This window comes from Lentzea sp. NBC_00516, from assembly GCF_036346835.1.
In the GTDB taxonomy this organism is placed as follows: Bacteria; Actinomycetota; Actinomycetes; order Mycobacteriales; family Pseudonocardiaceae; genus Lentzea; species Lentzea sokolovensis.
Map to the genome: position 1 here is coordinate 6,237,963 of NZ_CP107840.1, position 25,621 is coordinate 6,263,583.

The 25,621-nt window shown below is 68.6% G+C and carries 25 protein-coding genes; 10 read left to right on the top strand and 15 right to left on the bottom strand.

Annotated elements, in window-relative coordinates:
• Nucleotides 1–8: 8 nt before the first annotated feature.
• A complete protein-coding gene (gene trhA / locus OG205_RS28035; protein WP_330271010.1) occupies nucleotides 9–680 on the bottom strand; it encodes a PAQR family membrane homeostasis protein TrhA in 672 nt (223 codons plus the stop codon).
• A gap of 77 nt (nucleotides 681–757) precedes the next feature.
• On the opposite strand from trhA, the gene OG205_RS28040 reads away from it, so the two are divergent.
• Nucleotides 758–1,540 carry an isoprenyl transferase gene (locus OG205_RS28040; RefSeq protein WP_330271011.1) on the top strand — a complete coding sequence of 261 codons (783 nt, stop codon included), beginning with the start codon at nucleotides 758–760 and terminating at the stop codon, nucleotides 1,538–1,540.
• A gap of 58 nt (nucleotides 1,541–1,598) precedes the next feature.
• Here OG205_RS28040 and OG205_RS28045 read toward each other — a convergent pair whose 3' ends face one another.
• Nucleotides 1,599–1,868 (bottom strand): hypothetical protein, encoded by a 270-nt coding sequence (locus OG205_RS28045; protein ID WP_330271012.1) that lies wholly within the window; start codon nucleotides 1,866–1,868, stop codon nucleotides 1,599–1,601.
• Nucleotides 1,869–1,955: 87 nt separating this feature from the next.
• Nucleotides 1,956–2,225 carry a hypothetical protein gene (locus OG205_RS28050; protein WP_330271013.1) on the bottom strand — a complete coding sequence of 90 codons (270 nt, stop codon included), beginning with the start codon at nucleotides 2,223–2,225 and terminating at the stop codon, nucleotides 1,956–1,958.
• Between the two features lie 229 nt (nucleotides 2,226–2,454).
• Here OG205_RS28050 and OG205_RS28055 point away from each other — a divergent pair, with 229 nt between their 5' ends.
• The gene (locus tag OG205_RS28055) at nucleotides 2,455–3,705 is read left to right on the top strand and encodes a DUF885 domain-containing protein (RefSeq protein WP_330271014.1); all 1,251 of its coding nucleotides are present in this window, start codon (nucleotides 2,455–2,457) and stop codon (nucleotides 3,703–3,705) included.
• 388 nt (nucleotides 3,706–4,093) lie between these two features.
• Nucleotides 4,094–5,398, top strand: coding sequence for a PhoH family protein (locus OG205_RS28060; RefSeq protein WP_442916839.1), 1,305 nt, complete (start codon nucleotides 4,094–4,096; stop codon nucleotides 5,396–5,398).
• A 60-nt stretch (nucleotides 5,399–5,458) separates the two neighbouring features.
• On the opposite strand, the gene OG205_RS28065 is transcribed toward OG205_RS28060, so the two are convergent.
• The 5 genes from OG205_RS28065 to OG205_RS28085 all read right to left on the bottom strand — a co-directional run bounded on the left by OG205_RS28065 (nucleotide 5,459) and on the right by OG205_RS28085 (nucleotide 11,511).
• Complete coding sequence (locus OG205_RS28065; protein WP_330271016.1) at nucleotides 5,459–6,229, bottom strand: ABC transporter permease; 771 nt, start codon at nucleotides 6,227–6,229, stop codon at nucleotides 5,459–5,461.
• Nucleotides 6,226–7,179 carry an ABC transporter ATP-binding protein gene (locus tag OG205_RS28070; protein WP_330271017.1) on the bottom strand — a complete coding sequence of 318 codons (954 nt, stop codon included), beginning with the start codon at nucleotides 7,177–7,179 and terminating at the stop codon, nucleotides 6,226–6,228. The genes OG205_RS28065 and OG205_RS28070 overlap by 4 nt, the downstream gene beginning before the upstream one ends.
• Before the next feature lie 4 nt (nucleotides 7,180–7,183).
• Nucleotides 7,184–8,623, bottom strand: a complete 1,440-nt coding sequence (locus OG205_RS28075) for a GuaB1 family IMP dehydrogenase-related protein (RefSeq protein ID WP_330271018.1) — start codon at nucleotides 8,621–8,623, stop codon at nucleotides 7,184–7,186.
• A gap of 73 nt (nucleotides 8,624–8,696) precedes the next feature.
• Entirely contained in the window at nucleotides 8,697–9,962 is a 1,266-nt protein-coding gene (locus tag OG205_RS28080; RefSeq protein ID WP_330271019.1) for a GNAT family N-acetyltransferase, read from the bottom strand.
• A 19-nt stretch (nucleotides 9,963–9,981) separates the two neighbouring features.
• The gene (locus OG205_RS28085) at nucleotides 9,982–11,511 is read right to left on the bottom strand and encodes an ATP-dependent DNA ligase (protein ID WP_330271020.1); all 1,530 of its coding nucleotides are present in this window, start codon (nucleotides 11,509–11,511) and stop codon (nucleotides 9,982–9,984) included.
• A gap of 90 nt (nucleotides 11,512–11,601) precedes the next feature.
• On the opposite strand from OG205_RS28085, the gene OG205_RS28090 reads away from it, so the two are divergent.
• Nucleotides 11,602–11,775, top strand: a complete 174-nt coding sequence (locus OG205_RS28090; RefSeq protein WP_330271021.1) for a hypothetical protein — start codon at nucleotides 11,602–11,604, stop codon at nucleotides 11,773–11,775.
• Here OG205_RS28090 and pdxR read toward each other — a convergent pair.
• Entirely contained in the window at nucleotides 11,772–13,124 is a 1,353-nt protein-coding gene (pdxR, locus tag OG205_RS28095) for a MocR-like pyridoxine biosynthesis transcription factor PdxR (RefSeq protein WP_330271022.1), read from the bottom strand. The two genes, OG205_RS28090 and pdxR, sit on opposite strands and share 4 nt — an antisense overlap.
• Nucleotides 13,125–13,171: 47 nt before the next feature.
• On the opposite strand from pdxR, the gene OG205_RS28100 reads away from it, so the two are divergent.
• Nucleotides 13,172–14,110, top strand: coding sequence for a DMT family transporter (locus tag OG205_RS28100; protein ID WP_330271023.1), 939 nt, complete (start codon nucleotides 13,172–13,174; stop codon nucleotides 14,108–14,110).
• 6 nt (nucleotides 14,111–14,116) lie between these two features.
• On the opposite strand, the gene OG205_RS28105 is transcribed toward OG205_RS28100, so the two are convergent.
• From OG205_RS28105 to OG205_RS28120, 4 genes are read right to left on the bottom strand one after another with little or no spacing between them, the layout of a single operon-like run.
• The gene (locus tag OG205_RS28105; protein ID WP_330271024.1) at nucleotides 14,117–14,650 is read right to left on the bottom strand and encodes a hypothetical protein; all 534 of its coding nucleotides are present in this window, start codon (nucleotides 14,648–14,650) and stop codon (nucleotides 14,117–14,119) included.
• Nucleotides 14,647–15,450 carry a hypothetical protein gene (locus tag OG205_RS28110; RefSeq protein ID WP_330271025.1) on the bottom strand — a complete coding sequence of 268 codons (804 nt, stop codon included), beginning with the start codon at nucleotides 15,448–15,450 and terminating at the stop codon, nucleotides 14,647–14,649. Before OG205_RS28110 ends, OG205_RS28105 begins: the two co-directional genes overlap by 4 nt.
• 10 nt (nucleotides 15,451–15,460) lie before the next feature.
• Complete coding sequence (locus tag OG205_RS28115; protein WP_330271026.1) at nucleotides 15,461–16,015, bottom strand: hypothetical protein; 555 nt, start codon at nucleotides 16,013–16,015, stop codon at nucleotides 15,461–15,463.
• 53 nt (nucleotides 16,016–16,068) lie between these two features.
• A complete protein-coding gene (locus tag OG205_RS28120; protein WP_330271027.1) occupies nucleotides 16,069–18,045 on the bottom strand; it encodes a thioredoxin domain-containing protein in 1,977 nt (658 codons plus the stop codon).
• A 55-nt stretch (nucleotides 18,046–18,100) separates the two neighbouring features.
• Between OG205_RS28120 and OG205_RS28125 the strand changes: the two genes are divergently transcribed.
• From OG205_RS28125 to OG205_RS28140, 4 genes are read left to right on the top strand one after another with little or no spacing between them, the layout of a single operon-like run.
• Nucleotides 18,101–19,438 (top strand): 3' terminal RNA ribose 2'-O-methyltransferase Hen1, encoded by a 1,338-nt coding sequence (locus OG205_RS28125; RefSeq protein ID WP_330271028.1) that lies wholly within the window; start codon nucleotides 18,101–18,103, stop codon nucleotides 19,436–19,438.
• Nucleotides 19,438–21,906 carry a polynucleotide kinase-phosphatase gene (locus OG205_RS28130; RefSeq protein WP_330271029.1) on the top strand — a complete coding sequence of 823 codons (2,469 nt, stop codon included), beginning with the start codon at nucleotides 19,438–19,440 and terminating at the stop codon, nucleotides 21,904–21,906. The genes OG205_RS28125 and OG205_RS28130 overlap by 1 nt, the downstream gene beginning before the upstream one ends.
• Nucleotides 21,903–22,517: a nucleotidyltransferase domain-containing protein gene (locus tag OG205_RS28135; RefSeq protein WP_330271030.1), complete on the top strand. Its 615-nt coding sequence runs from the start codon at nucleotides 21,903–21,905 to the stop codon at nucleotides 22,515–22,517. The genes OG205_RS28130 and OG205_RS28135 overlap by 4 nt, the downstream gene beginning before the upstream one ends.
• A complete protein-coding gene (locus OG205_RS28140) occupies nucleotides 22,514–23,272 on the top strand; it encodes a nucleotidyltransferase domain-containing protein (protein WP_330271031.1) in 759 nt (252 codons plus the stop codon). The genes OG205_RS28135 and OG205_RS28140 overlap by 4 nt, the downstream gene beginning before the upstream one ends.
• A gap of 462 nt (nucleotides 23,273–23,734) precedes the next feature.
• Here OG205_RS28140 and OG205_RS28145 read toward each other — a convergent pair whose 3' ends face one another.
• Nucleotides 23,735–24,052, bottom strand: a complete 318-nt coding sequence (locus OG205_RS28145; protein ID WP_442916595.1) for a hypothetical protein — start codon at nucleotides 24,050–24,052, stop codon at nucleotides 23,735–23,737.
• A gap of 2 nt (nucleotides 24,053–24,054) precedes the next feature.
• Nucleotides 24,055–24,924, bottom strand: a complete 870-nt coding sequence (gene mca, locus OG205_RS28150) for a mycothiol conjugate amidase Mca (protein ID WP_330271032.1) — start codon at nucleotides 24,922–24,924, stop codon at nucleotides 24,055–24,057.
• 96 nt (nucleotides 24,925–25,020) lie between these two features.
• On the opposite strand from mca, the gene OG205_RS28155 reads away from it, so the two are divergent.
• Entirely contained in the window at nucleotides 25,021–25,443 is a 423-nt protein-coding gene (locus tag OG205_RS28155; RefSeq protein WP_330271033.1) for a DUF4307 domain-containing protein, read from the top strand.
• Nucleotides 25,444–25,621 lie beyond the last annotated feature (178 nt).

Sequence of the window (25,621 nt, forward strand, 5' to 3'; positions counted from 1 at the left end):
GACCCGCGTCACGAGTACATCGCCAACCAGATCGCGATGTAGTGGCAGATCGCCGCCACGACAGTCGCCGCGTGGAAGAACTCGTGGTACCCGAACACCTGCGGCCACGGGTTGGGCCACCGCGTCGCGTAGAACACCGCACCAACGGTGTAAAGCGCCCCACCCACCAACAACAGCACCAGAGCAGCGACCCCGGCGTGGTGCAGCAGCTCGGGCAGCACGAACACCGCGACCCATCCGAGCGCGATGTAGATGGGCACACCGAGCCACCGCGGCGCGTGCGGCCAGGCCAGCTTCAACGTGACACCGAGGATCGCGCCGATCCACACCACGGTCAGCACGATGCGCCCGGTGTCGGGATTCATCGCCAGCAGCGCGAACGGCGTGTAGGTGCCCGCGATGAACACGAAGATCATCGAGTGGTCCAGGCGCTTCATCCACGTGCGCACGCGCTCGGACTTCCACGTCACGCGGTGGTACAGCGCCGAGACGCCGAAGAGGCCGAGGACGGTCAGGCCGTAGACGGAGGTGGCGAGGGCAGCGCGCGCAGACACTGTGGACGCTGCCAGGGCGATCAGAGTCGCGCCTGTCGCCACCGAGGCGACGAACGACCAGAGGTGCAGCCATCCACGCAGGCGCGGCCGCAGTCCGGGCTGAGGAGGAACGGTCGCAGTGGTCACAGGGTCCTAGGTTACGCGACCGTAGGTTTCCTACCGCGACTCAGTGATGAACGTTGCACGGCGTACGCTGTTCGGACGTGGCACTCCGCACCCGTGTGAAAGACGTCGCTATCCACTTCTACGAGTGGATTCTCCGCCGCGAGCTCAGCGCGACCACGCAGGTGCCCAAGCACGTCGGCGTGGTTCTCGACGGCAACCGCAGGTGGGCCAGGGAAGCCGGGTTCACCGATGTCGCGCACGGGCACAGGGCCGGCGCTCGCAAGATCCTCGAGCTGCTCGACTGGTGTGGTGACGCCAAAGTGGAGGTCGTCACCCTCTGGATGCTGAGCACCGACAACCTCAACCGCGACATCGACGAGCTGGCGCCGTTGCTCGACATCATCGCGGACATCACCGACGAGCTGGCCGAGGACGGCAAGCCGTGGCGGGTCCGGCACGTCGGCGCGATCGACATGCTGCCCAGGGAGCACGCCGAGCGCCTCACCAACGCCGCGAACAAGACCAAGAACCGCACGGGCATCCAGGTCAACGTCGCCGTCGCGTACGGCGGGCGGCAGGAGATCGCGGACGCCGTCCGGAAGCTCCTCACCGCGCACGCCGAGCGTGGCGGCACCATCGAGGAGCTGGCCGAGGTCCTCGACGTCGACCACATCGCGGAGCACCTCTACACGTCCGGGCAGCCCGACCCCGACCTGATCATCCGCACGTCCGGTGAGCAGCGGCTCTCCGGTTTCATGCTCTGGCAGTCGGCGCACTCGGAGTTCTGGTTCTGCGAGGCCTACTGGCCCGGTTTCCGGCGCACCGACTTCCTGCGGGCCATGCGCGAGTACGCCAAGCGTCACCGCAGGTACGGCGGCTGAGAACAGCAGAAGGGGCGCCCACCGCGACGGTGGGCGCCCCTTTTCAGCCTGATGACGATCAGCCGTGGTAGTGGCCGAAGTCGTCGCCGTCCTCGATGCCGCCGGCGGCGCAGGTCTCGGTGATGGAGGGCGAGTTCACCGGAACCGCTCCACCGAGCACCGCGACGTTGTTGCCACACGCACCGACAACGCCGTTCAGGTTGTTGGCGTTACCGACGATCAGCAGCGGCTCGTTGACCCAGTGGTGGCCGGGAGCGGCCATCGCGGGGGAACCGACGACAACGAACGCAGCAGCGACACCGAGAGCGGCGGCAGCCTTCTTCAGCACGATTTTTCTCCTCATGAAGGTTCAAACGGGAAAACGCGTCTGGGGGCGCCAGAAATGACGCCCCCAGACGTAGAGCTAAAAGGGAGATCAGCCCTCGTCGACGATGCCGCCGGCGGCGCAGGTCTCGGTGATCGACGGCGAGTTGATCGGCACAGCGCCACCCAGCACGCCGACGTTGTTGCCGCAGGCACCGATCGTGCCGTTGAGGTTGTTGCCGTTCAGCAGAACCAGCAGGGGGCCGTTCTTCCACTGGTGTCCGTACCCACCGTGGCCGTGGCCCTCGCCGGCCATGGCGGCCGGGGCGAACGCGAGCGACAGCGCGGCTGCAGCGGCAACCACGGCACAAGCCTTCTTCATGTGATTCTCCTTCATGTCGGGTTATCCCCGTCATTTCCGGAGTCTTCGGGGATCTCCGGAGCGGTGGGGTCTCCGGGCGGAAACGCTATAGGTATTGATCTCGAATGGCGGCCTGTGTGACCCCATTGTGTGACGCCAAGATCAACAACATTCCCCGATCAGGTGGTCGTCGATTCACGATTCGGTCGCGAGTAAGACGCTGTGGTAGACGCTCTACGCTCTCCGACTCATGGACGCCAACGAGCTGGTGCGCGGCTACCTGGTGCTGGGGCTGCGCCTCGGGCGCCTGGTGTCCGGGTTCGTCGACTCGTTCACCGGCGACCCGGCACTGAGCCGCGCTGTCGACAACGAACCGCGCCTGCACCCCAGGGCGCTGGGGGACCACGCGCGGCTGCTGCGCAGGGAGATTCCCGGCAGCGACCTCACCGACCAGCGCAAACAGTTCCTCGACGCGCACCTGAGGGCGCTGGAGTGCACCGCCCGCAAGCTCGACGGCGAGCACATCTCGTTCGTCGACGAGGTCCAGCAGTACTTCCAGGTCCGGATCCGCCCCGGCGACGAGGACGCGTACGCGCAGGCCCACCGCCACCTCGGCGCGGTGCTCGAGGGCCCGGGCTCGCTCGCCGACCGCCTCGCCGACTTCCGCGAGACCGACGAGGTGCCCCCGCGCAGGCTCCAGGGCGTCGTACAGGCCCTGTCGAGCGCTCTGCGGGACCAGGTGCGCCAGAAGTACGCGCTGCCCGAGCGGGAGATCGTGGAGTACCAGGTCGTCACGAACAAGCCGTGGAGCGGCTTCAACTACTACCTCGGCGGCTACCGCAGCAGGGTCGCGATCAACGCCGACATGGGTCACCGCATGTCGAACCTGCCGCACCTGGTCGCGCACGAGTCCTATCCGGGCCACCACACCGAGCACTGCCGCAAGGAGGCGGGCCTGGTCGCCAAGCGCGGCCACGCGGAGCAGTCGATCTTCCTGATCAACACGCCGCAGTGCCTGATGGCCGAGGGCATGGCGGACCTCGGCCTGCACGCCGCGGTCGGGCCGGGCTGGGGCGTGTGGACGGAGCGGATCCTCGGCGACCTCGGGTTGCGAATGGACGGCGAACTGTCCGAAAAGGTCGAGGCGGCGGCATCGGGCCTGCTCACGGTGCGGCAGGACGCGGCTCTGCTGCTACACGATCGTGGTGCGGATCAGGATGACGTGGTTGCGCATCTGCGCAGGTGGCTGCTAGTCCCCGACCGTCGCGCACGGCAGATGGTCCGTTTTCTGGCCGACCCGCTGTGGCGCGCGTACACCACGACATACGTCGAAGGGGTGCGTCTCGTGCGGGCCTGGCTGGACGTCCGCGCGCCCGGCGAGTCGCTCGACTCCCGCTATCTGAGACTTCTCGACGAGCCCCTCGTGCCGAAATCACTCGAATCCCAGGTCAGGGACGGTTTGTCGTGGTTGGCGCGCAACACCCACGAGAACAGCATCTGACCAGCGGAAACACGGCTGCGGTCACGTTTCGGGTTGTTTTCGGGCAGATGACGAATCGGGAATCACCTGTGTGGCTTCGTGCAGACGGGGCACTTTCGCAGGTAACTTCGAAAGCGGCGGGACGCGACCACTGCGGACCGCGCAGGGAGGTCCTGATCGTGGCTGAGAACGTCGCGAGGGGGCCGGCACCCGGCCCTCGTGGTCGACCTGCCTGACGCCTTACCGGCGTGAGGTGAGACGACCGATCAGGGTGGTGCCTGGCCCAGCGAGGAGCGGACGCGGGTGCCGCGTTCGTGAGGGAGTTGCCGTGAACGCACGACGTCCCGCGAGCCGTTCCTCAGGCTCATCGCGCAGTTCTTCCTCCCGGCGCAAGTCCGCCGCCCCAGCCATCACGACATATGTGCTGGACACGTCGGTACTGCTGTCCGATCCTCTCGCCGCCACCCGTTTCGCGGAGCACGAGGTCGTGCTCCCGCTCGTGGTGATCAGCGAGCTGGAGGGCAAGCGCCACCACCCCGAACTGGGCTGGTTCGCGAGGGAAGCACTGCGACTGCTCGACGACCTGCGCTTGCGGCATGGTCGCCTCGATTCGCCGATCCCCATCGGGGATCTGGGAGGCACCTTGCACGTCGAGCTCAACCACTCCGACCAGGAGGTGTTGCCATCAGGTTTCCGAACGGACTCCAACGACGCCCGAATCCTCGCCTGCTCTCTCAACCTCGCTGCTGAGGGACGCAACGTCACCCTGGTGACGAAGGACATGCCGCTGCGGGTCAAGGCCGGATCGGTCGGCCTGCAGGCGGAGGAGTACCGGGCGCACGACGTCACCCTGTCAGGCTGGACGGGAATGTCCGATCTGGACGTTCCACAGTCCCTGGTGGACAGCCTGTTCAAGGAGAACGTCGTCGACCCCACCCAGTTCGAGGACCTGGAGCACATCGCGGAACTGCCCTGCCACACCGGAATCCGGTTGCTGGCGGGCACCTCGAGCGCTCTGGGCCGGGTGACCGCGGACAAGCAGATCAAGCTGGTGCGCGGAGATCGGGAGGCGTTCGGACTGCACGGGAGGTCCGCCGAACAGCGGATCGCACTGGATCTGCTGCTGGACTCCGAGGTCGGCATCGTCTCGCTGGGCGGGCGTGCGGGCACCGGCAAGTCGGCGCTGGCGCTGTGCGCCGGTCTCGAAGCCGTGATGGAACGAAGGCAGCACCGCAAGGTCGTGGTGTTCCGGCCGCTGTACGCGGTCGGTGGCCAGGAGCTCGGCTACCTGCCGGGTAGCGAGAGCGAGAAGATGGGGCCGTGGGCGCAGGCGGTGTTCGACACCCTCGGCGCGCTGGTGAGCCAGGCGGTGGTGGAAGAGGTGATGGACCGAGGAATGCTCGAGGTCCTGCCCCTCACCCACATCCGCGGCCGCTCGCTGCACGACTCCTTCGTGATCGTGGACGAGGCGCAGTCGTTGGAGCGCAACGTGTTGCTGACCGTGCTGTCGCGTCTGGGCAGCAACTCGCGGGTGGTGCTGACGCACGACGTGGCGCAGCGCGACAACCTGCGGGTGGGCCGGCACGACGGCGTGGCGGCGGTGATCGAGAAGCTGAAGGGCCACCCGCTCTTCGCTCACGTCACGCTGACGCGCTCGGAGCGTTCGCCGATCGCGGCTCTCGTCACCGAGATGCTGGAGGACTACGCCTCGTAGTGCCGTGAACGAGAACGGCCCCGCGCATTTCGTTGCGCGGGGCCGTTCTTCATTTCGGCTTTAGTCGAGAGCGCGCTTCATGAAGCCGCGCAGGCCGAGTCCGCCGAAGCCGGCGATCGCGAAGACGAGCACGAGCAGCACGATCGGCAGCGGGATGTGCGGCACGGCCGGCACCAGTTCGGCGCGCATGCCCTCGCTCACGTATGTCAGCGGGTTGAGCGCGCAGACCACCTTGAACCACAGCAGGTCGTCGCTCAGCGACCGCCACGGGAACTGGGCGGACCCCGTGAACAGGATCGGGGTGAGGATCACCGCGAACATCACGTTGATCCGGCGCGCGGGCACCGACGTGCCGATGACGAGGCCGACGCTGCCACCGGCGAGACATCCGAGAACGATCACCAGCAGGGCGCCGGGGATTCCCGACCACGCCCACGACACGTCGAGCATCACGAAGCCGACCGGCACCATCAGCACGGCCGCGAAGAACCCGCGGACCGCGCCGAACACGATCTTCTCCACCGCGACGAGCGGGATGGAGATCGGCGCGAGCAGCCGGTCCTCGATCTCGCGCGTCCACGAGAAGTCCAGCACCAGCGGCAGCGTCGTGTTCTGCAGCGCGCCCAGGAACCCGTTCATCGCGATGATGCCGGGTAACAGCACCTGGGCGAAGTCGTCCTGGACGTACCCGATGTCCCCCAGCACCTTCGCGAAGATGAAGAGGATGAAGAACGGCTGGATGATCACCTGCGCGAGGAAGCTCGGCAGCTCGCGGCCTGTGACGAAGACGTCGCGCCACAGGATCGCCTGGAACGTCCTGAGTTGGCTCACCGAAGCTCCCTGCCGGTCAGGTGGATGAAGACGTCTTCCAGGCTGGGCTTGCCGATCGCGACGTCGCTGACCGTGACGTCGAGGTCCCGCAGGACGTTCAGCACGGCGGGCAGCGTGATCGAGGTGTCGCTGTCGGTGTAGACGCGATACATGCCGTTCAGTTCCTCGACGCGCTGTGCGCCGTCCACTTCGGACAGAGCTTGGGTGATCTTGGCGATGTCGTGGCCGTTGGGGCTCACCGTGACACTGACCGTGTCGCTGCCGGGCAGGCTCTTCGTGAGCTCGTCCGGCGCGTCCAGGGTGAGCAGCTTGCCGTGGTCGACGATGCCGACGCGGTCGCACAGCTTCGTGGCCTCGTCCATGTCGTGCGTGGTGAGCACGACCGTGACGCCGTCCGCGTGCAGTGCGGCGACGCGTTCGTGGACGAAGAGCCTGGCCTGCGGGTCGAGGCCGGTGCTCGGTTCGTCGAGGAACAGGACCTTGGGACGGTGCATCAGCGCGCGGGCGATCATCAGCCGTTGCGCCTGACCGCCGGACAACGTGTCGACGAGCGCGTTCTGATGGTCCTTGAGACCCATCCGCTCGAGGATGTCGTCGGCGAGCGCCTGGCGTTCTTTCGGGCCGATGCCGTGATAAGCCGCGTGGAACAACAGGTTCTGCCGTGCGTTGAGCGACCGGTCGAGGTTGTTGCGCTGCGGCACGACAGCCAGCAACTGCCGCGCGCGCTTGGAGTCGGCCACCACGTCGACGCCCTCCACGAACGCCTGCCCCGAGGTGGGGCGGACGCGCGTGGTGAGGACACCGACCGTGGTCGTCTTGCCCGCGCCGTTGGGCCCGAGCAATCCGAAGACCTCACCCCGGCGGACGTCGAAACTCAATCCGTCCACCGCGGGTTTTTGTCCCGTTTTATAGACTTTGCGGAGATCTCTTACCGAGACCGCTTCATCCACTTTTTCACCATCCCCCTGGCAACGGCCTTCCTTCCGCGAATCCGGCGGCGGACTGGATGCCGAGCACAGCCTTGTCGTGGAATTCCTCCAGCGAGTTCGCACCGGCATACGTGCAGGCCGAGCGAACGCCGGACGTTATCGCATCGAGCAGGTCCTCCACGCTCGGGCGCACCGGGTCCAACCTCATCTTCGAGGTCGAGATGCCCTCTTCGAACAACCCCTTCTTGGCCCGGTCGAACGCGTTGTCGCTGCGCGTCCGCGCCGTCACAGCGCGCTTCGACGCCATTCCGAAGGATTCTTTGTAGAGGTTCCCGCGCTCATCGCGTTGCAAATCCCCAGGCGACTCGTACGTCCCCGCGAACCAGCTGCCGACCATCACGCTGCTGGCCCCTGCCGCCAACGCCAGCGCCACGTCGCGTGGGTGCCGCACGCCGCCATCGGCCCACACGTGCTTGCCGAGCCGGCGCGCCTCTGCCGAACACTCCGCGACGGCGCTGAACTGCGGCCGCCCCACGCCGGTCATCATCCGCGTGGTGCACATCGCGCCGGGGCCGACGCCGACCTTGATGATGTCCGCACCGGCCTCGACCAGGTCCCGCACACCCTCCGCGGTGACGACGTTGCCCGCCGCGACCGGCACGCTCGGGTTCGCTTCCTTCACGGCCTTGAGCGCCGCGATCATCTTCTCCTGATGCCCGTGCGCCGTGTCGACGACCAGCACGTCCACCCCGGCCTTGATCAACGCTTCGGCCTTGGCCCGCACGTCCCCGTTGACCCCGACCGCGGCCGCGACCCGCAGCTTGCCGTCATCGTCCTTGGCCGGCTGGTAGACCTCGGCCCTGAGCGCCGTCAGCTCGGTCAGCACGCCCCTCAACCGGAGCGAGTCGTCCACGCCCAACGCGATCTTGTGCGCGCTGTGGTGCAACTCGTCGAACACGTCCTGAGGCCGCGAGTCGAGCGACAGCTTCAGCACGTCGGTGTTCATGACGTCGCCAAGGCGCGCGAACCGGTCCACGCCCGTGAGCGCGGCCTCGTCGACAACGCCAAGAGGCCGCCCACCGTCGTCCACGATGACAACCGCGCCGTGCGCCCGCTTGTGCAGCAGGTTCCAGGCGTCCGCCACCGCGTCACGCGTGGTGAGCGTCAACGGGGTGTCCCAGACGGGATGCCGCTCCTTGACCCACGCGATGATCTCCGCGACGGCCTCGGTGGGCACGTCCTGCGGGATGACGACGAGCCCGCCCCGCCGCGCGATGGTCTCCGCCATCCGCCGCCCGGCCACGGCCGTCATGTTCGCGACGACGATGGGGATCGTGGCCCCGGTGCCGTCCGAAGTGGAGAGGTCGACGCCGAACCGGGACTCCACGGCACTACGGCCGGGAACGAGGAAGACGTCGTCGTAGGTCAGGTCGTAAGAGGGTCGATGCCCTTCGATGAACCGCACGTGCTTCCACGATACCCGCACCGTCTCACTTGGGCAGTCGGTCTCACGGCCGCTTCCGCTCGGGGCAGGCGCGTCACGGCTTCCAGACGTAACCGGTGGTCGTGGTCACCACGACGAACCCGAGGCGTTCCAGGATCGGCCTGCTGTCCTCCGACGCGTCGACCTGCAGGTACTTCAAACCTCGTTCGAGCGCGACGCGCGCACGGTGCGCCACGAGAGCGCGGTAGATGCCCTTGCCCCGCCACCGCTCCAGCGTGCCGCCACCCCAGAGCCCGCCGAACTCGGTGCCCGGCACGATCTCCAGCCGCGCGGACGACACGACCTGGCCGTCGGCTTCCGCGATCACGACGACCGTGTTCGGGTCGTCCTTCTTCTCCAGCAGGTAGTCGGCGAGCCAGCCGCTGTCGTGCTCGAACACCTCCGTGGCGGTGGCGGCGAGCCGATGCAGGTCTGCCTCCTCCCTGGTCTCGAGCAGGACGATGCCGTCCTCGAGGTGGACCGGCCCCGCCATCTCCTCGGCGAGCCCGACGAGCACGGTCTCGCGGCCCTCGGAGACGAACCCGGCCGCCTCCAGCCGTTGCGGCAGGTCAGAGGGCCTGTCGTGACCCCAGGTCTTCCACTCGACGGCCTGCCCGCGAGCGGCGAAGAAGTCGCGCTGACGTGCGATCACCGCGTCCAGCTCGGCGCCGGCGAGGCGGAGGTTGGGCGGGCCTGAGACGAACCCGCGGCGGTTGTCCCAGGCGACCCGGAACACCTCCGCGTCCTGCACGGCGTCGGGATACGCCTCCCACTCGGCGGAGCGGGCCTGGGTGTCGAATGCGCTGAGCAGCGCGGAAGCGTCGGGCACTGGCATGACGCTATTGCCGGGCGCCGGTGGCCGCACCCGATTTTCGAACCAGAACCGCCCGAGCGCGAGCACGCTGACCGGCCACTTCTCGGTGAGCACGCGCCGCAGGGCGGGGTGCTCGGAGCCGGTGACGCGGGGCAACCACTCGCCTGGTTCTCCGGCGAACGTCACCGGGGCGCCGTAGACCTCCGGCCAGGGCTCGACCACGTTGAGCAGGAGTCCTCGGGCGGGCACACCGCGCCAGCCGTTCTCCAGCTCGGAGGCGAGTTCGCCGCTGTCGCCGAAGTCGAGGACGACCCAGACCTCGAGCCGCACGGTTTCTCCGGTGTCGAGGCTGATCGGCAGGACCACTCGGATCGTGAAGCCGAAGTCCTGCACGGCGAGGACCCGACCGTCGTACCAGCTCACCGTCGCGCCGCGGTCGAACTCCGTCCACTGCGCGAAGTCGTCCGGCTCGGCGTAGACGCGGCTGAACTCCCGGCACTCCCCCATGCCGCCACACTAGCGGCGGTCAGGCTTCGGGATTCGGTTGTGCGGCAGGCAGAAGCGCCCTCACCTCCTCGATGGTCGTGGCCTCCGACGGGTCCTTGTCCGGGCGGTAGCGCACGACGCGGGCGAACCGCAGCGCGACGCCACCGGGGTAGCGCGGCGAGACCTGCACGCCGTCCAGCTCGATCTCGATCACCAGCTCGGGGCGGACCATGACCACCCAGTCGTTCTGTTCGGCGGCGATCTCCTGCAGGGCCTTGGTCTGCCACTTCAGCAGCTCGTCGGTGAGGCCCTTGAAGGTCTTGCCGACCATCACGGGCGGGCCGCCGTCCGGGTCGCGGGCGCCCAGGTGCAGGTTCGAGAGCCAGCCGCGGCGGCGGCCGCTGCCCCACTCGACGCCGAGCACGACCAGGTCGAGCGTGTGCACCGGCTTCACCTTCTGCCAGGCCTTGCCGCGGCGGCCTGCCGCGTAGGGCGAGGCCAGCGACTTCACCATCACGCCCTCGTGGCCCGCGGACAGCGATGCCGTGACGACGGCCGCCGCCTCCTCCGGTGACGGGTCCAGCACTCCGGGGATGACGTGCTCGCCCGCCACCTGCCGCAGTGCGGCGAGGCGGTCGCGCAGCGGCTCGTCGAGCAGGTCCTTGCCGTCGAGGTGCAGGCAGTCGAAGAAGTACGGGTGCAGCAGCAGCTCGCGTTCGTCCTGCGCGCCGAACCGGCTCATCGTCTCCTGGAACGGGCGGGGTCTGCCCTCGTCGGTCAGCGCCAGCGTCTCGCCGTCGAGCACCACCGACGTGCAGGGCAGGCCGCGCACGAGTTCGACGAGCTCCGGCACCGTCTTGGTGATCTCGCGCAACGTGCGCGTGTAGACGTGGACCTCGTCGCCGGAGCGGTGCACCTGGATGCGCGCGCCGTCGAGCTTGTGCTCCACCACGACGCTGCCCAGTTCGGTCAGCGCCTCGTCCAGCGACTCCGCGGGCGAGGCCAGCATCGGTCGCAGGGGGCGCCCGACCTCCAGCCGGAACGCCTCCAGGGCCGGCGCGCCGCCGTCCAGCGCGGCCACGGCGGTCTCCGGTAAGCGGCCGGACAGCATGAAGGCGCGCCGCACCGTCTCGCCCGGCACGTCCGCGGCGGAGGCGATCGCGTCGAGCATCACGCCCTCCAGCGCGCCCTGGCGGAGCTCGCCGGTGAGCAACCGCCGCAAGAAGTCCTGCTCGGCCTCGGTCGACCGCCCGAACAACGCCGTCAGCAGGTCGATCCGGCGCTGCGCAGAGCCCTTGCCGGACGTCGCGGCCACCTCGGCGAGCGCGGCGTCGACCTCGGCGATCGTCAGTTCGGCACGCGCGACCGGAGGCACGGCCAGGTCGACGACGGTGCGCCAGCCCGCACCGATACGACCCTGCCGCGGGGTGCCTATGAGGAACGACACCACCGCGACCACTACGTCCGCCGTCGCCGCGCGCAGCAACGCGGACAGCGCCTTGACCTTGGCCAGGCGCGACCGGGTCGCCGCTACGGCGGCCGACGTGTCGACCACTTCGGAGAGAAGCACGTGTTCAATGGTGCACCCTGGCACTGACAATTTCTGGAGGCGCGGGCTAGGCTGCCCCGCCAACCGTTCTACCTGGGGGTTTACCGAACCATGAACGCTTTCAAGATCGTCGCGGCCGCCCTGCTGTTCGCCGCCGCCGCGGTGACGACGCTCGGTGCCGCCGGTGACGGCACCGACCGCGAGCACATCATGAGCGACCGCGAACACATCATGTGCGACCCGCGCGAGCACATCATGTGCACCGACCGCGAGCACATCCTCTAAGCAACAGCCGCATCAGCGATCTCCCTGACCGCCTCGCGCAGGCGGTCAGGGGTGAGCGCGGCGTAACCGAGCACCAAACCGGGCCACATGGGCGTGCGCGTGTACTGCGCCAACGCCCAGACGTGCATGCCACGGTCCGCAAGCCTGCTCTTCAACGCGAGGTCGTCCGTCCCGTCAGGCATGCGCAGCACGACGTGCAGGCCAGCCGCAACGCCGATGGGCTGCCATGCGGGCAGATGCTCCGCAACGGCTTCCAGCAGCGCGTCCCGCCTCTTCCGGTAGAGCGCGCGCGTACGGCGCAGATGCCGGTCATAGCCACCCGTCCGCAACAGGTGCGCGAACGCGGCCTGCGGGATCGTGGCGGTGCCCATGTCGTTGTACTGCTTGCGTTGCACGATGCCTTCGCGCAGCCGTTCCGGCACCACGAGCCACCCGAGGCGCAACGCGGGCGCCAGCACCTTGCTCGTCGTGCCCTGGTACACCACGTGCTCGGGCGCGAGGGCCTGCAACGCCCCCAGGGCCGGCCGGTCGTACCGATGCTCGGCGTCGTAGTCGTCCTCGATGATCAACGCGTCCCGCTCGCGCGCCCAGTCCACGAGCGCCCGCCGCCGTTCCGGATGCAGCACCACGCCCAGCGGGAACTGGTGTGCCGCAGTGACCAGCACCGCCTTGCAGTCCGTTTTGGACAGAAGGTCGACCCGGATGCCCTTGTCGTCCACCGGAACCGGCACGGTGTTGAGTCCGTGCGACCGCAGCATGTTCTCGCCGCCGAAGTGGCTGGGTTCCTCGATCGCGATGCTGCCGTTCAGCATCCGGGCGGTGAGCTGCAACCCGTCCGCCGCACCGTTGGTGATCACCGCGTCCTTCGCGACGACCGCCCGCACCCGCGAGAGGTAATCGACGATCTCCTTGCGCAGCCCCACGAAACCGGCAGGATCGGGATAGGCGAGGTCCTCGTCGGGGAGCTCGGCGAGCGCCGAGCGATGAGCCGCCACCCACTCGGCGCGGGGAAACGCGCCCAGCGCGGGCAGCCCGGGCCGCAGGTTGTACCGCCACCGCGGCGGTGGCTCCGGCACACCGCACACGCCGGCCGGTCCAAGGCTCGCGACGATCGTCCCCGACCCGCGCCGACTGGTGAGATACCCCTCCGCGACGAGCTGCGTGTACGCCGACGTCACCGTCCCGCGCGCCACGTCCAGCTGCGCGGCCAGGTCCCTGCTCGACGGTAGCCGCGTGCCCGGCAGAAGCCGCCCGTCCCGGATCGCCCGGCGCAGTTCGACCTCCACGCCGCGCCGCCGCTGATGCCCCGGCAACAGCAGCTCGCGAAAAGTGGTCCAGTTCGTAGCCATCGAAGTGGAGCTTATATCTGGACCAGTCCAGCGCAAGGGTGGTGAGCATGAAACTCGGGGTGGCCGCGGGAGCGACAGCGGCAACGATCGTCGGAGCGTCCGTTCCGATCACGGGAATGCTGGAGGGCTACCCGGTCCTGACCGGTCAGGCCATGCGCTACGCCCTCGGCGCGGCCGTGTTGCTGCTGGTGGCACGCCGTCTGCCGATGCCGTCGTGGCGTGACATCCCGCCGTTGCTCGGTGTGGTCGTCACGGGCATGCTCGGCTTCAACGCCGTGCTCATCGCCGCCCAGCAGTACGCGGAACCGGGCTTCGTCGCCGCCGTCATGGGCGGCGCCCCCATCGCACTGGCACTGCTCTCCCGCCAACGGACCGCATCGGCCGTAGTGGGCGCCGTGGTGGTGGCGGCAGGCATCGTGCTGTTGTCCGGCGGCGGCTCGTGGCACGGCCCGGGCCTTGCGCTCGCATTGATCACGATGGTCGGCGAGGTCTGCTTCACCTTGTTCGCCGTGGGAGTCGTACGGCGCCTTGGCGTGCTGGGCGTGGCCACCTGGACGTGCATCCTGGCGACGGTGATCGGCGCGGTGCTCGGCACGTTCGTCGGCGGCTGGCAGATGCCGAACGCCAGGCAGGGCTTCTCTCTCGCACTGCTGGCCGTGGTGGTGACCGCGCTGGCCTTCGGACTCTGGTACTTCGCCGTGAACCGCCTGGGCTCCGACCGCGCGGGCGTGCTCATCGGCCTGATGCCGGTCTCCGGCCTGGCAACTTCCGTACTGCTGGGCGCACAGGAACTCACGCTCGTGTCCGTCGCCGGTGTCACCACGGTCGCACTCGGGTGCGTCATCGGGCTCCGGAGGGGAACGCACGAACCAACCGGAACACACGAACCAACGGAGGCCCACCACACACACGCCGCGGGCCGGGTACCCCCAAATTCAACAATAGCGAACGGGTCTGACACTCCCGCGCAAGTCGTTGCGCCGTAAAGGCGTTCAGGGGTTGGCGACCACGACGGCCATCTGCCGGACGATCGCCCGGGAGTCGCCGGGCTCGGCGAGGACCCGGTCGAAGATCTCCCGCTGTGCCGCCGTGAACCGGCCGCGCTCGATCAAGGCGACGGCAAGGCTGTGCACGTCGATGTCCGCAGAGTCGCCCTTCGAGTACCAGAACCACACGGCGTGAAGAGCGGCCTCGCGCGGTGCGCCGTACCAGTGCGACGGACGATTCGGGTTGGGCGCGGACGGATGCGGCACCCGATAGCCCAACTCCTTGGCACGGCGCCGGAGCACGCCGTAAGCGTGCAGTTCGGCCTGCCAGGCGGAGTAGCTCGCGGTCAGCAGTTCCATCGCCCTCGGCAACGCGGCCGGGTCACGGATGAAGTCACCTGCCACGAACCGAAGAAAGCTCAACGCCGCGTGGAACCCGATCGGCCGGTAGCGGTTCAGGCAGTAGCACAACGCCGTCACACGACGATCCAGCGGAAGCGAGTCGTCGAGGACTTTCCTTCTGTTACTGGAAAAGCTCACGAGCTGACCTTCGAGAGCCATGAAGCAGCCTCGTCGGCGGGCAGCACGCGAGCGATGTCGACGAGAGGCGTCATCATCGGGTAGAGGCGGCCCGTGTTCCACGAGCGCTGGTACGGCGGCGGGCCCAGCACGACGACCCGGTGGCCCTCGAACAGCGGGATGTCGGACGGACGGCCCTCGTTCCAGATCGTGTCGCCGAAGCCGTCGGAAAGCTCGAACTGGCCGCGGATTCCTCCCTCGGGCTGGAGGTCCGGGCCCACCGACGCCGCCTCGACCCACGAGTCCAGCGGCGGTTCGCCGGGCACGTGCTCGGGGACCAGGCGGTACGCGAGCAGCGTGTGGAGCTGGAAGTTGTCGCCGAGGCCGCCGATCGTCACCTCGAAACCGGTGCCACTGGGCCGATGCAGCACCAACAGCGGTTCGAGGTCCACGACCATGAGCAGGCCGTACAGCCACGAGTCGGTTGGCACCGCGGCAAGAAGGCGCTCGCGGTGCGGCAAGCCGGCGCGGACGTCCTCGTCCTGCAGCGGCAGCAGAAGAGCGCGCTCCCAGGCCTCGCCGTCACCGCGTTCGAAGGCTTCCACGACGCGCAGAACCAACGGCTCCAACGCATCGCACGCGCCGATGTAGAACAGCAGGTTGCCGAGCAACTCGTTGACCTGGACGTCCGGCGACGAGGACAGGACCAGGGCCGCCGCCGACATCTCGTCGGGCGAGCGGCCCTGGGCCTCGTTGATGAACGTTTCGAACGCGCCCGGCTCGTCCCGGACGACCGCTTCCGCGACCGACGTCAGATCCACACGCAGGAGGTTAGGCCAGATCAGGCCCCTGCGAGCGGAGATCGTCAACCTTCGACATGGCGTCACGCAGTTCGTCGAGCCACGTGTCCGCGTGCTCGCCGACAAGGCGCACGGCCCATGCCAGAGCGTCTGCCCGTGAGCGGGCCACGCCGGCGGCTACCAGCGTGTCGAGCACCTGGCGTTCTGGCTGGCGCAGGCGCGTCATGACCGGTACGGCCAGGTGCGTGAAGAGTTCGCGCGTGCTGCCCTGCACGGCACCCCACGCGACCTTGCGGCCGTAGCGGTGCTCGGCCTGGCGGGCGATCTCGATGCGTTCCTCGCGGGTGTCCTCACGCCAGCGCGAGATGCGGCCCGACTCGGCCGCGGCGCGCGAGGCGTCGTCGAACTCGCCCTCCAGCGCGGGCAGCGTGCCGACGACCGTGATCTCCTCGCGGTCGATGATCACCTCGGGCGTGCCGGCGAACCACGCGTCCGGGAGCCTTCCCGCGAACCACGCCGCCGCGTCGTCGGCCGAGGGCAGGTCAGCCTGCTGCCACCCGCCTCGTCCTCGCCATCCACGTCCCATTACAACCAACCCCTGATTACTTGATTACGTTGTAACCGACGTTACGCCTGCAATCAGCGGGTGGTGTTCGCCGTCAGCGAAGTGACCAGGGCATCTACCGACACGACAGGCCTGTCGCACACGTAGCCACGGCACACGTAAGCCGCAGGGCCTTCATCGACCAACGGCCGGTCTTCGAGCAACGGCACGGACGCTGGCTCACCGGCCACGACGACGCCGCCTCCCGGCACATGCGCCACCGCCGCCGCCCATAGCGACGCACGGCGCGAGTCGTCGGCACCTACTACGGCCACCTGCAACGGGCCGGCCACCAACGCTTCGGCGACGGTCAGCCAGTGGCCGGCGAACCGGGGCGCCCGCGCGGCCAGCAGACCGGCCCGCGTGACTGCATCCGACGCGGCGGTGAAGTACAGCGACGAACGATCGGCGCCCGCCAGCAAAGACGCCGTCGCCAGGGCCGAGGCCAGCGAGGACGCCCCGGAAGGCGACGCGTTGTCGGTCGAGTCGGCGGGACGGCGAACCAGCGTCTCGGCGTCGTCGGCGGTGTCGTAGTAGGCGCCGGGCGAGTCCGGGACGGCGAACCGCGAGAGAGCGGTGTCCAGCAGGCCGCACGCCAGATCGAGCCACCGGATCGAGCCGGTGACCTGGTGCAACGCCAGCAGGCCGTCGGCGAGGCAGCCGTAGTCCTCCAGCACGCCGAACGACGGCCCCGCCACGCCGTCACGCGAGGTCCGCAGCAGCCTGCCCTCGACCATGTGCACCGAGGCCAGCAACGACGCCGCCTCCGAGGCCGCCGCGATCCACGACGGTTCACCGAAGAACGCGCCCGCCTCGGCCAGCGCGGCGATCGCCATGCCGTTCCAGGAGGCGATCACCTTGTCGTCCCGGCCGGGCTGCGGCCTTCCGGCGCGCACCGCCAGCAGCGCGGCCCGCACGTCCTCCCCCGGCTCCGACACGAACCGCAGCGTCGACTTCCCGTCCTCGAAGTTCGGCTCGGAGGTCACGCCGAACGCGGCCGCCGCGTCACCCAGTTCCTCGAACGACCACACGTAGGTCAGGCCCTCGACACCCTCGGTGTCCGCGTCCAGCGAGGCCGCGAACCCGCCCTCGGCCGTGCGCAGATCCCGCAGCAGGAACGAAGCCGTGTCCCGCGCGACCCGCTCGTAGCGCTCAGAACGCGTCACCCGCGTCAGGTGCGTGTAGAAGCGGAGCAGCAAAGCGTTGTCGTACAACATCTTCTCGAAGTGCGGCACCACCCACGACGCGTCGACGCCGTACCGCGCGAACCCGCCGCCGAGCTGGTCGTACAGGCCGCCGTTGGCCATCGCGTCGGCCGTCGCGGTCGCCATCGAGACGGCCTCGACCGAGCCGGTGCGTTCGTGGTGGCGCAGCAGGAACTCCAGCGCCATCGACGGCGGGAACTTCGGCGCCCCACCGAATCCGCCGTGGCGCCGGTCGAACTCTCCGAGCAACGACACCACGGCGCCCGCCAGCGCGTCCGAGTCCACAGCGGACGGAGGCAGCGGCGCCGCGTGACGCGAGATCTCCTCCACCACAGCGGAAGCGGACTCCAGGATCTCGCCAGGGCGTTCGGCCCACGTCGCCGACACGGCCTCGATGAGCTGCGTGAACGACGGCATGCCCGGCCGCGGCGACGGCGGGTAGTAGGTGCCCGCGTGGAATGGCCGCGCTTCCGGCGTGAGGAACACCGTCATCGGCCATCCGCCCTGGCCGGTCATGGCCTGCGTGACCTCCATGTACACGGCGTCGACGTCCGGGCGTTCCTCGCGATCCACCTTCACCGACACGAAGTTCGCGTTCAGGAAGGCGGCGACCTCCGCGTCCTCGAAGGACTCGTGCGCCATCACGTGACACCAGTGGCAGGCCGCGTAGCCGATGGACAGCAGCACCGGCACGTTGCGCCGTCGTGCCTCCTCGAACGCCTCCGCGGACCACGGCCACCAGTCGACCGGGTTGTCCGCGTGCTGCAGCAGGTAAGGGCTGGTCGCGTCCGCAAGCCGGTTAGTCATGCGAACCACACTAAATGAGCAGCGCGAAGGCCGACTGTCGATCAGACTCGACCTCGTGTTGCTCACCTTGACCACGACGCACCAGCCGGCGACCGATCTCGGCCACCTGCTGCACAAGCATCCCGACCGGGCTCAGTCCTTCACGACGAGTTCGGGCATCGCGCACGTCTTCTACCCGAAGGCGACGAACGAGGAATGCACGGTCGCCCTCCTGCTGGAGGTCGACCCCATCGCGCTCGTGCGAGGTCCCGGCAGCACGCTCACCCAATACGTCAACGACAGGCCCTACGCGGCCGGGTCGTTGCTCACGGTCGCGCTCGGCAGCGTCTTCCGCACGGCCATGAACGGCCGCAGCGAGAGCTACCCCGAGCTCGCCGCGACGCCGATTCCGCTGGTCATCCGCATTCCCGCGCTGCCGCACCGGCTCGCGGACCGGTTGTTCACGCCACTCGGCTGGGACGTCGCGGTCTCCGAGCACGGCGACTCGCGGTTCGCGGACGTGACGCTGACCGGCACCGTGAAGCTCAGTGACGCGCTGAAGCACCTCTACGTGCTGCTGCCCGTGCTCGACGGCGGCAAGCACTACTGGGTCGCGGCCGACGAGGTCGACAAGCTGCTCAAGGCCGGTGACGGCTGGCTGGCGGCGCACCCGGACAAGGAGCTGATCACCACCCGCTACCTGGCGCGCAAGCGACCGTTGATCACCTCCGCCCTGGAACGCCTCGCGGACGTCGACGAGGTCGAGCCGGAGGAGCTGGACAACGCGCTGGCCGAACCGAAGATCTCCCTTGCCGTGCAACGCAAGGAGGCCGTGATCAAGGCCTTGAAGGACGCGCGGGCCAAGCGCGTGCTCGACCTCGGTTGCGGTGGTGGGGCGTTGCTGCGCGCACTCGTCAACGAGCCCGAGTTCACCGAGATCCACGGTGTCGACGTGTCCGCGAAGGCGTTGCAGGAGGCCGCGCGCAAGCTGCACCTGGACCGCATGGGAGACCGTCAGCGTGAGCGGATCACGTTGCGGCAGTCGGCTTTGACGTACGCCGACCCCGAACTGGCCGGCTACGACGCGGCGGTGCTGATGGAGGTCGTCGAGCACGTCGACCCGTCGCGCCTGCCCGCGCTGGAGCACTCGGTCTTCACCGTGGCGCGACCGGCGACCGTGCTGGTGACGACGCCGAACGTCGAGTACAACGCGCTGTTCGACACATTGCCGGAAGGGCAGATGCGGCACTCCGACCATCGTTTCGAATGGACTCGGGTGGAGTTCGCGGCGTGGGCGGACGGTGTCGCGGAACGCCGTGGTTACCGCGTGCGGTACGTGCCGATCGGGCCGGAGGACGCCGAACGCGGCGCGCCGACCCAAATGGCCGTGTTCAGCTTGGGAGATGCGAACTGATGGAACTGAAGATCCCTGACCTGTGTCTGGTCGTGCTGGTCGGCGCCTCCGGTTCCGGCAAGTCCACGTTCGCGCGCAAGCACTTCCTGCCCACGCAGGTGCTGTCGAGCGACTACTTCCGCGGGCTCGTGTCCGACGACGAGAACGACCAGTCGGCCTCCGCGGCCGCGTTCGACGTGCTGCACTACGTGGCGAACAAGCGACTGCAGGCCGGGCGCGTCACGGTCATCGACGCGACCAACGTGCAGGCGCCGGACCGCGCCAGGCTGATCGAGGTCGCGAAGAAGGCGAACGTGCTGCCGGTCGCGATCGTCCTCGACACCCCGGCCGAGGTGTGCCTGGCGCGCAACGCACAGCGTCCCGACCGCGACTTCGGCGCGCACGTCGTGAAGCGGCACCGGTCGGCTTTGCGGCGCTCGTTGAAGTTCCTCGGCAAGGAGGGCTTCAAGCGCGTCCACGTGCTGCGCTCCGAGTCCGATGTGGACAACTCGACGATCGTGTACGAGCGCCTGCTCAACGATCTCAGGCACGAGACCGGCCCGTTCGACGTGTTCGGTGACGTGCACGGCTGCCGCGCGGAACTGGAGGAGCTGCTCGTCGAACTCGGGTACTCGCTGGTTCGTGACGACGAAGGCCGTGCTGTGGACGCGGTCCCGCCCGGCGACCGCAAGGCCGTGTTCGTCGGCGACTTGGTGGACCGCGGGCCGGACACTCCGGGCGTGCTGCGCCTGGTCATGGGCATGGTCGCGGCCGGTCACGCCTTGAGCGTGCGCGGAAACCACGAGGAGAAGCTCGTGCGGGCGATGCGTGGGCACAAGGTGACGGTCCGGCACGGGCTGGAGAAGTCGCTGGAGCAGCTCGCACACGAGTCGGAGGAGTTCCGCCTGGCCGCGACTCGGTTCTGCGACGGCCTGGTCGCGCATTACGTGCTGGACGGCGGAAACCTCGTCGTCGCGCACGCCGGCCTGCCCGAGCGCTACCACGGCCGTGCGTCCGCGAAGGTGCGCAGTTTCGCATTGTACGGCGACACGACCGGCGAGACCGACGCGCACGGAATGCCGGTGCGCCTGCCGTGGGCGAACGACTACCGCGGTGCGGCGATGGTGCTGTACGGCCATGTTCTGGTGCCCGAGGCCGAGTGGATCAACAACACCATGTGCCTCGAAACGGGCGTGGTGTTCGGCGGGAAGCTGACCGCGTTGCGCTACCCGGAGAAGGAAACCGTCTCCGTGAAGGCACATCAGGTCTGGTACGAGAGCGACGCGCCGTTCCCGCCGAAGGCCGTCGAGCGCGCGCCGGACGTGCTGGCGCTCACCGACGTCACCGGTCTGCGCCGGATCGACACGTCGCTGATCGGTGCCGTGACGATCCGCGCGGAGCAGTCGGCTTCGGCACTGGAGGTCATGAGCCGGTTCGCGATCGACCCGCACGACCTGCTGTACCTGCCGCCGACGATGGCGCCTGTGGCGACCTCGCAGCGAGACGACGTGCTGGAGCACCCATCGGAGGCGTTCGCCGACTACCTCGCGGCCGGTGTCACGCAGGTGATCTGCGAGGAGAAGCACATGGGCTCGCGTGCGGTGTTGTTGGTGCGCAAGGAAGGTGGTGCGATCTACACCCGCACCGGACGTGCGTTCTTCGACGGCGCGCTGGGTTCGTCGTTGCTTGATCGCGTGCGTTCGGCCTGTGCCGGGCTGTTCGACGAGTTCGCCACGGACTGGCTGCTCCTCGACGCCGAGCTGATGCCGTGGAACGCCAAGGCCTCCGGGCTGATCCGCGAGCAGTACGCGGCGGTCGGGGCGGCGGCCGGCGGTGCGCTGCCGGTGGCGGTCGACGCGTTGTCCGCGGCTGTCGCTCGTGGCGTGGACGTGGCGGACCTGTTGGCGCGCACGTCGCAGCGTGCCTCGAACGCCGCGGCCTACAGCGCCGCGTACGAGCGATATTGCTGGCCAGTGGAGGGGTTGGAGGGCGTGCGGATCGCGCCGTTCCAGCTGCTCGCGGCCGAGGGGCAGACGTTCCACGACCGTTCGCACCTGTGGCACCTGGAGACTTTGGGGCGTTTGGAAGGTCCGTTGTTCCAGCACACCCGGCACCTCGTGGTCGACGTCGGCGACCCGTCGCAGGTGGCCGCCGGTGTGCGGTGGTGGGAGGAGCTGACCGCGGACGGCGGTGAGGGCATGGTCGTGAAGCCGCTGGCGAACCTCGGCGGACGTGTGCAGCCGGGTGTGAAGGTGCGCGGGCGCGAGTACCTGCGGATCATCTACGGCCCGGACTACACGACGCCGTCGAACCTGTCGCGGCTGCGCAAGCGTGCCCTCGGCCGCAAGCGCGGACTCGCCCTGCGCGAGTACGCCCTGGGCATCGAGGCCCTGGAGCGTCTCGTGCGCGGCGAACCCCTGTGGCGGGTGCACGAGTGCGTCTTCGGCGTGCTCGCGCTGGAGTCGGAACCGGTGGACCCAAGACTGTGATCCTCGAAGCCGTGATCGGCTCGCACGCCTACGGGCTCGCGAGCGCGGAATCCGATGTGGACAGACGCGGGGTGTTCGTCGCGCCCACGGAAGCGTTCTGGCGCCTGGAGAAACCCCCGACGAGCGTCGAGGGACCGGACCCGGAGCAACTCAGCTGGGAGGTCGAGCACTTCTGCCGACTGGGCCTGAAGTCGAACCCGACGGTGCTCGAAACGCTGGTGAGCCCGCTGGTGGAGATCAGCACGCCGATGGGAGAGGAGCTGCGGGATCTACTGCCCGCGTTCCTCTCCCGGTATGCCGTACGAGCGTTCACGCGCGCAACGGAGATGCAGCTGTCGCGCGCGGGTCGCAACCTCAAGCCGAAGCAGCTCATGCACGTCGTGCGGCTGCGCTTGGTGGGCCTGAACCTGCTGCGCACCGGCCGCTACGACATCGCCGCGGACCGCGCGCTCCTCAAGATCCGCAACGGGGAGATGCCGTGGGACGACGCGGTCGCCTGGGCTCACCGGCTCGGCGACGAGATCGCAAGCGTGGAAAGCCCGCTGCCGGAGGACCCGGACCGGGCGCGGGTCGAGGACTGGTTGGTGTCGGTGCGCAGGAGGATGTTGTGAGCTACGAGGTACCGGACCTGAGCGACGTGGTCGCCGAGCAGTCGCACGGCCTGCTGTTCGCGACCGTCTCCGGCGCGCACCTGTACGGCTTCCCGTCGCGGGACTCGGACGTGGACCTGCGAGGCGTGCACGTCCTGCCGCTCGCGGAGATCCTGGGCCTGCGGCACGGCCCGGAGACCAAGGAACGGATGTGGGTGCGCGACGGCGTCGAGATCGACCTGGTCACGCACGACGTGCAGAAGTTCTGCCGCCTGCTGACCCGCCCCAACGGCTACGTGCTGGAACAGCTGCTCTCACCGCTGGTCGTGCACACCACGGACGCGCACCGCAAGCTGGCCGACCTAGCCGCGGGATGCCTGACCTCACGGCACGGGCACCACTACCGCGGGTTCGCCGCGACGCAATGGCGGCTCTTCGAGAAGACCGCCGAGATCAAGCCGCTGCTCTACACGTTCCGCGCGCTGCTGACGGGCGTGCACCTGCTGCGCACCGGCGAGGTGAACGCGCACCTGCCGACGCTGCTCGAGAAGCTCGACGGCCCGGACTACCTGCCGGGTCTCATCGAGGCCAAGATCCTCGGCGAGCACCGGGCGCTGGCCGGAGTGCCGGGGCGGCCCGCTCCCGAACGGCTGGAGGCGGACCTCACGCATTGGCAGGAGGAGTTGCGGCAGGCGCGGGAGAACAGCGACCTGCCGGTGGAGCCGCCGGCGTTCGACGAGGTCCACGACTTCGTTGTCTCGACCCGGCTGTGCTGACTTGAGGTCGGCTGCGCCCGGCTCGGCTGGCCTGGCTCAGCTGGCCGGGCGTGCACAGCGCGGGTGGCCTCGCGTAGGACTCGCTTGCTTGAGTCGGCTTGGCCGAGGTGGGCTGGCCTGGCTGTGCGGCCGCGTGGCCCAGCTGGCTGCGTGTCTGCGTTGCCTAGCTGGGCGGACTGCCCGAGCGGGCTGGGCTGCCTGAGCTGGCCGGGCGGGCCGGCTGGACCTGCCGTGGCCCACGTCCCGTCTGCCGCGACACAGAAGATCTGACCTGGTCGGGCTGACCTGACCCTCGCCCCCCGCGCTTCCTCCTCTTGCGGAACGAAGGAAACGCGATTTGCGTTCCCGCCTATCCACAAGCTAGCGCGTTCCGACATCGCCGCAGGTCAGCAAGCTCAAACCTGTGGACAACTCGCGATCATGACAATCGAGCGAGTCGTTTCACCACCACGGGCCGCGACGTCAGTCCTTCTTCTTCGAAGCCTTCGCAGCCTTGGAGACCGAAGGCTCGTCCGCGGACTCAGAAGGCTCCGTGGCAGGCACAGCGGCACCCTCGGCCGGCTCGTCGAACGACGCCGGCAAGCCCTTGATGTGCTTGTTCATCGACTTGACCAGGAAGAAGATCGCGATGAAGAAGACGATCAGCAGGACGAGGCCGACCGGGGAGGACTTGCCGAAGTCCTCGCCCTGGCCGCCCTTGTCATTGCCGTCGTTCGGGTTCGACGGCTGCACGGCGACCAGCGCCACCGTGCTGCCGAGGGAGAAGTCTGGGGAAAGCACCCCTAGACCTTAACTCCGGCGAACAGGTCGTTCTCCGGCAGAGTCGAGTCCACCTGCGACCGCACGAGCTCGTACTCCTCGGTCGGCCAGATCTCGCGCTGCAGCTCCATCGGGATGGCGAACCAGCGGCTGGTCGGGTCGATCTGGGTGGCGTGCGCTTTCAAAGCCTCGTCGCGGACGTCGAAGTAGTCCGCGCACTCGACCTGGGTGGTCACGCGGTCCATCACGTCCGGGCGGTCGGTGCTCCAGTTCGCGAGCCACTCGGTGTACGGCGACTCGATGCCGCGCGCTTCCATCGCCTCGTGGAACGCGACGATCTTGGCGCGCGAGAAGCCGTGGCCGTAGTAGACCTTCTGCGGTTCCCACGGTTCGCCCAGTTCCGGCTGGTACGAAGCGTCGGCGGCGGCGTCCAGGGCTGCCATCGAGATCTCGTGCGTGCGGATGTGGTCGGGGTGCGGGTAGCCGCCGTTCTCGTCGTACGTCACCACGACGTGCGGGCGGAAGTCGCGGATGGCCTCCACCAGGGACGGCACCGACTCCTCCAGCGGCACGAGGGCGAAGCACCCCTCGGGCAGCGGCGGCAGCGGGTCGCCCTCGGGCAGGCCCGAGTCCTTGAAGCCCAGCCAGCGGTGCTGGATGCCGAGGATCTTGGCCGCGCGGGCCATCTCCTCGCGGCGGACCTCGATGATGTTCTCGAGCACGTCCGGCCTGTCCATCGCCGGGTTGAGGATGCTGCCCGCACCACCGTCGGTACAGGTCACGACCATCACGTCGTGCCCTTCCGCGATGTAGCGAGCCATCGAGGCCGCGCCCTTGCTCGACTCGTCGTCGGGATGTGCGTGCACTGCCATAAGGCGCAGCTTTTCGGCCATGACCCCCGTGGTCCTCCTGTGTGAACGGTCCTGCGACACTCATCAACTGAACGCCGGGCACCATTGTTCCCCAGAGGCTCAGGAGGGCGCGGACAAGTGGCACAGCGCGTGCTCCCCGAGGGGCGCTACAGCAAACAGAGCCGCAAGCCGCTGGCCAAGTGGGCGCGGTGGGTGTTACTCGCTGTAGCCGTCGCGGTGGGTGCCCTGATCGCCTTCGTCGGTTACCGAAATCTCGGCACTAAACCGATCGAAGCCAAGCAGACCGCGTTCATCCTCCTCAACGACGACCAGGTGAAGGTCAGTTTCGAGGTTTCCCGCGATCAACCGGAGCGCGCTGCCGTCTGCATCATTCGGGCCCGGTCCAAGGACGGGGACGAAGCGGGTAGACGCGAAGTTCTGGTGCCGCCGGGAAATGACGTCGTCGTAGAGACAACAGTTCTCCGCACCTCGAAGCCGCCGGTCACCGGCGAGGTGTTCGGGTGCTCCTACCAGGTTCCCGCCTACTTGTCCACGAGCTAGCGGCCAAGCGGGTGATCTGCGGTTTAAACGGCGAGATGGGGAACAAATCGCCGTCGCTGAACGTTGTCTGCGTGTTACTATTGCCGCTCAAGCACGGCCCCGGCGCGGGCCGTGTTTTTCCGTTCCGGGCCAGCGGCCCGGGAACTATCTGGTGACACGCGTGCACCAGAGCAAGACG

Bases quoted from the DNA above. Each gene is read 5' to 3' on its own strand.
- OG205_RS28050 (WP_330271013.1), bottom strand. From the start codon at position 2,225: ATGAAGAAGGCTTGTGCCGTGGTTGCCGCTGCAGCCGCGCTGTCGCTC.
- OG205_RS28055 (WP_330271014.1), top strand. From the start codon at position 2,455: ATGGACGCCAACGAGCTGGTGCGCGGCTACCTGGTGCTGGGGCTGCGC.
- OG205_RS28080 (WP_330271019.1), bottom strand. From the start codon at position 9,962: ATGGGGGAGTGCCGGGAGTTCAGCCGCGTCTACGCCGAGCCGGACGAC.
- OG205_RS28090 (WP_330271021.1), top strand. From the start codon at position 11,602: ATGAACGCTTTCAAGATCGTCGCGGCCGCCCTGCTGTTCGCCGCCGCC.
- pdxR (WP_330271022.1), bottom strand. From the start codon at position 13,124: ATGGCTACGAACTGGACCACTTTTCGCGAGCTGCTGTTGCCGGGGCAT.
- OG205_RS28100 (WP_330271023.1), top strand. From the start codon at position 13,172: ATGAAACTCGGGGTGGCCGCGGGAGCGACAGCGGCAACGATCGTCGGA.
- OG205_RS28115 (WP_330271026.1), bottom strand. From the start codon at position 16,015: ATGGGACGTGGATGGCGAGGACGAGGCGGGTGGCAGCAGGCTGACCTG.
- OG205_RS28120 (WP_330271027.1), bottom strand. From the start codon at position 18,045: ATGACTAACCGGCTTGCGGACGCGACCAGCCCTTACCTGCTGCAGCAC.
- OG205_RS28130 (WP_330271029.1), top strand. From the start codon at position 19,438: ATGGAACTGAAGATCCCTGACCTGTGTCTGGTCGTGCTGGTCGGCGCC.
- mca (WP_330271032.1), bottom strand. From the start codon at position 24,924: ATGGCCGAAAAGCTGCGCCTTATGGCAGTGCACGCACATCCCGACGAC.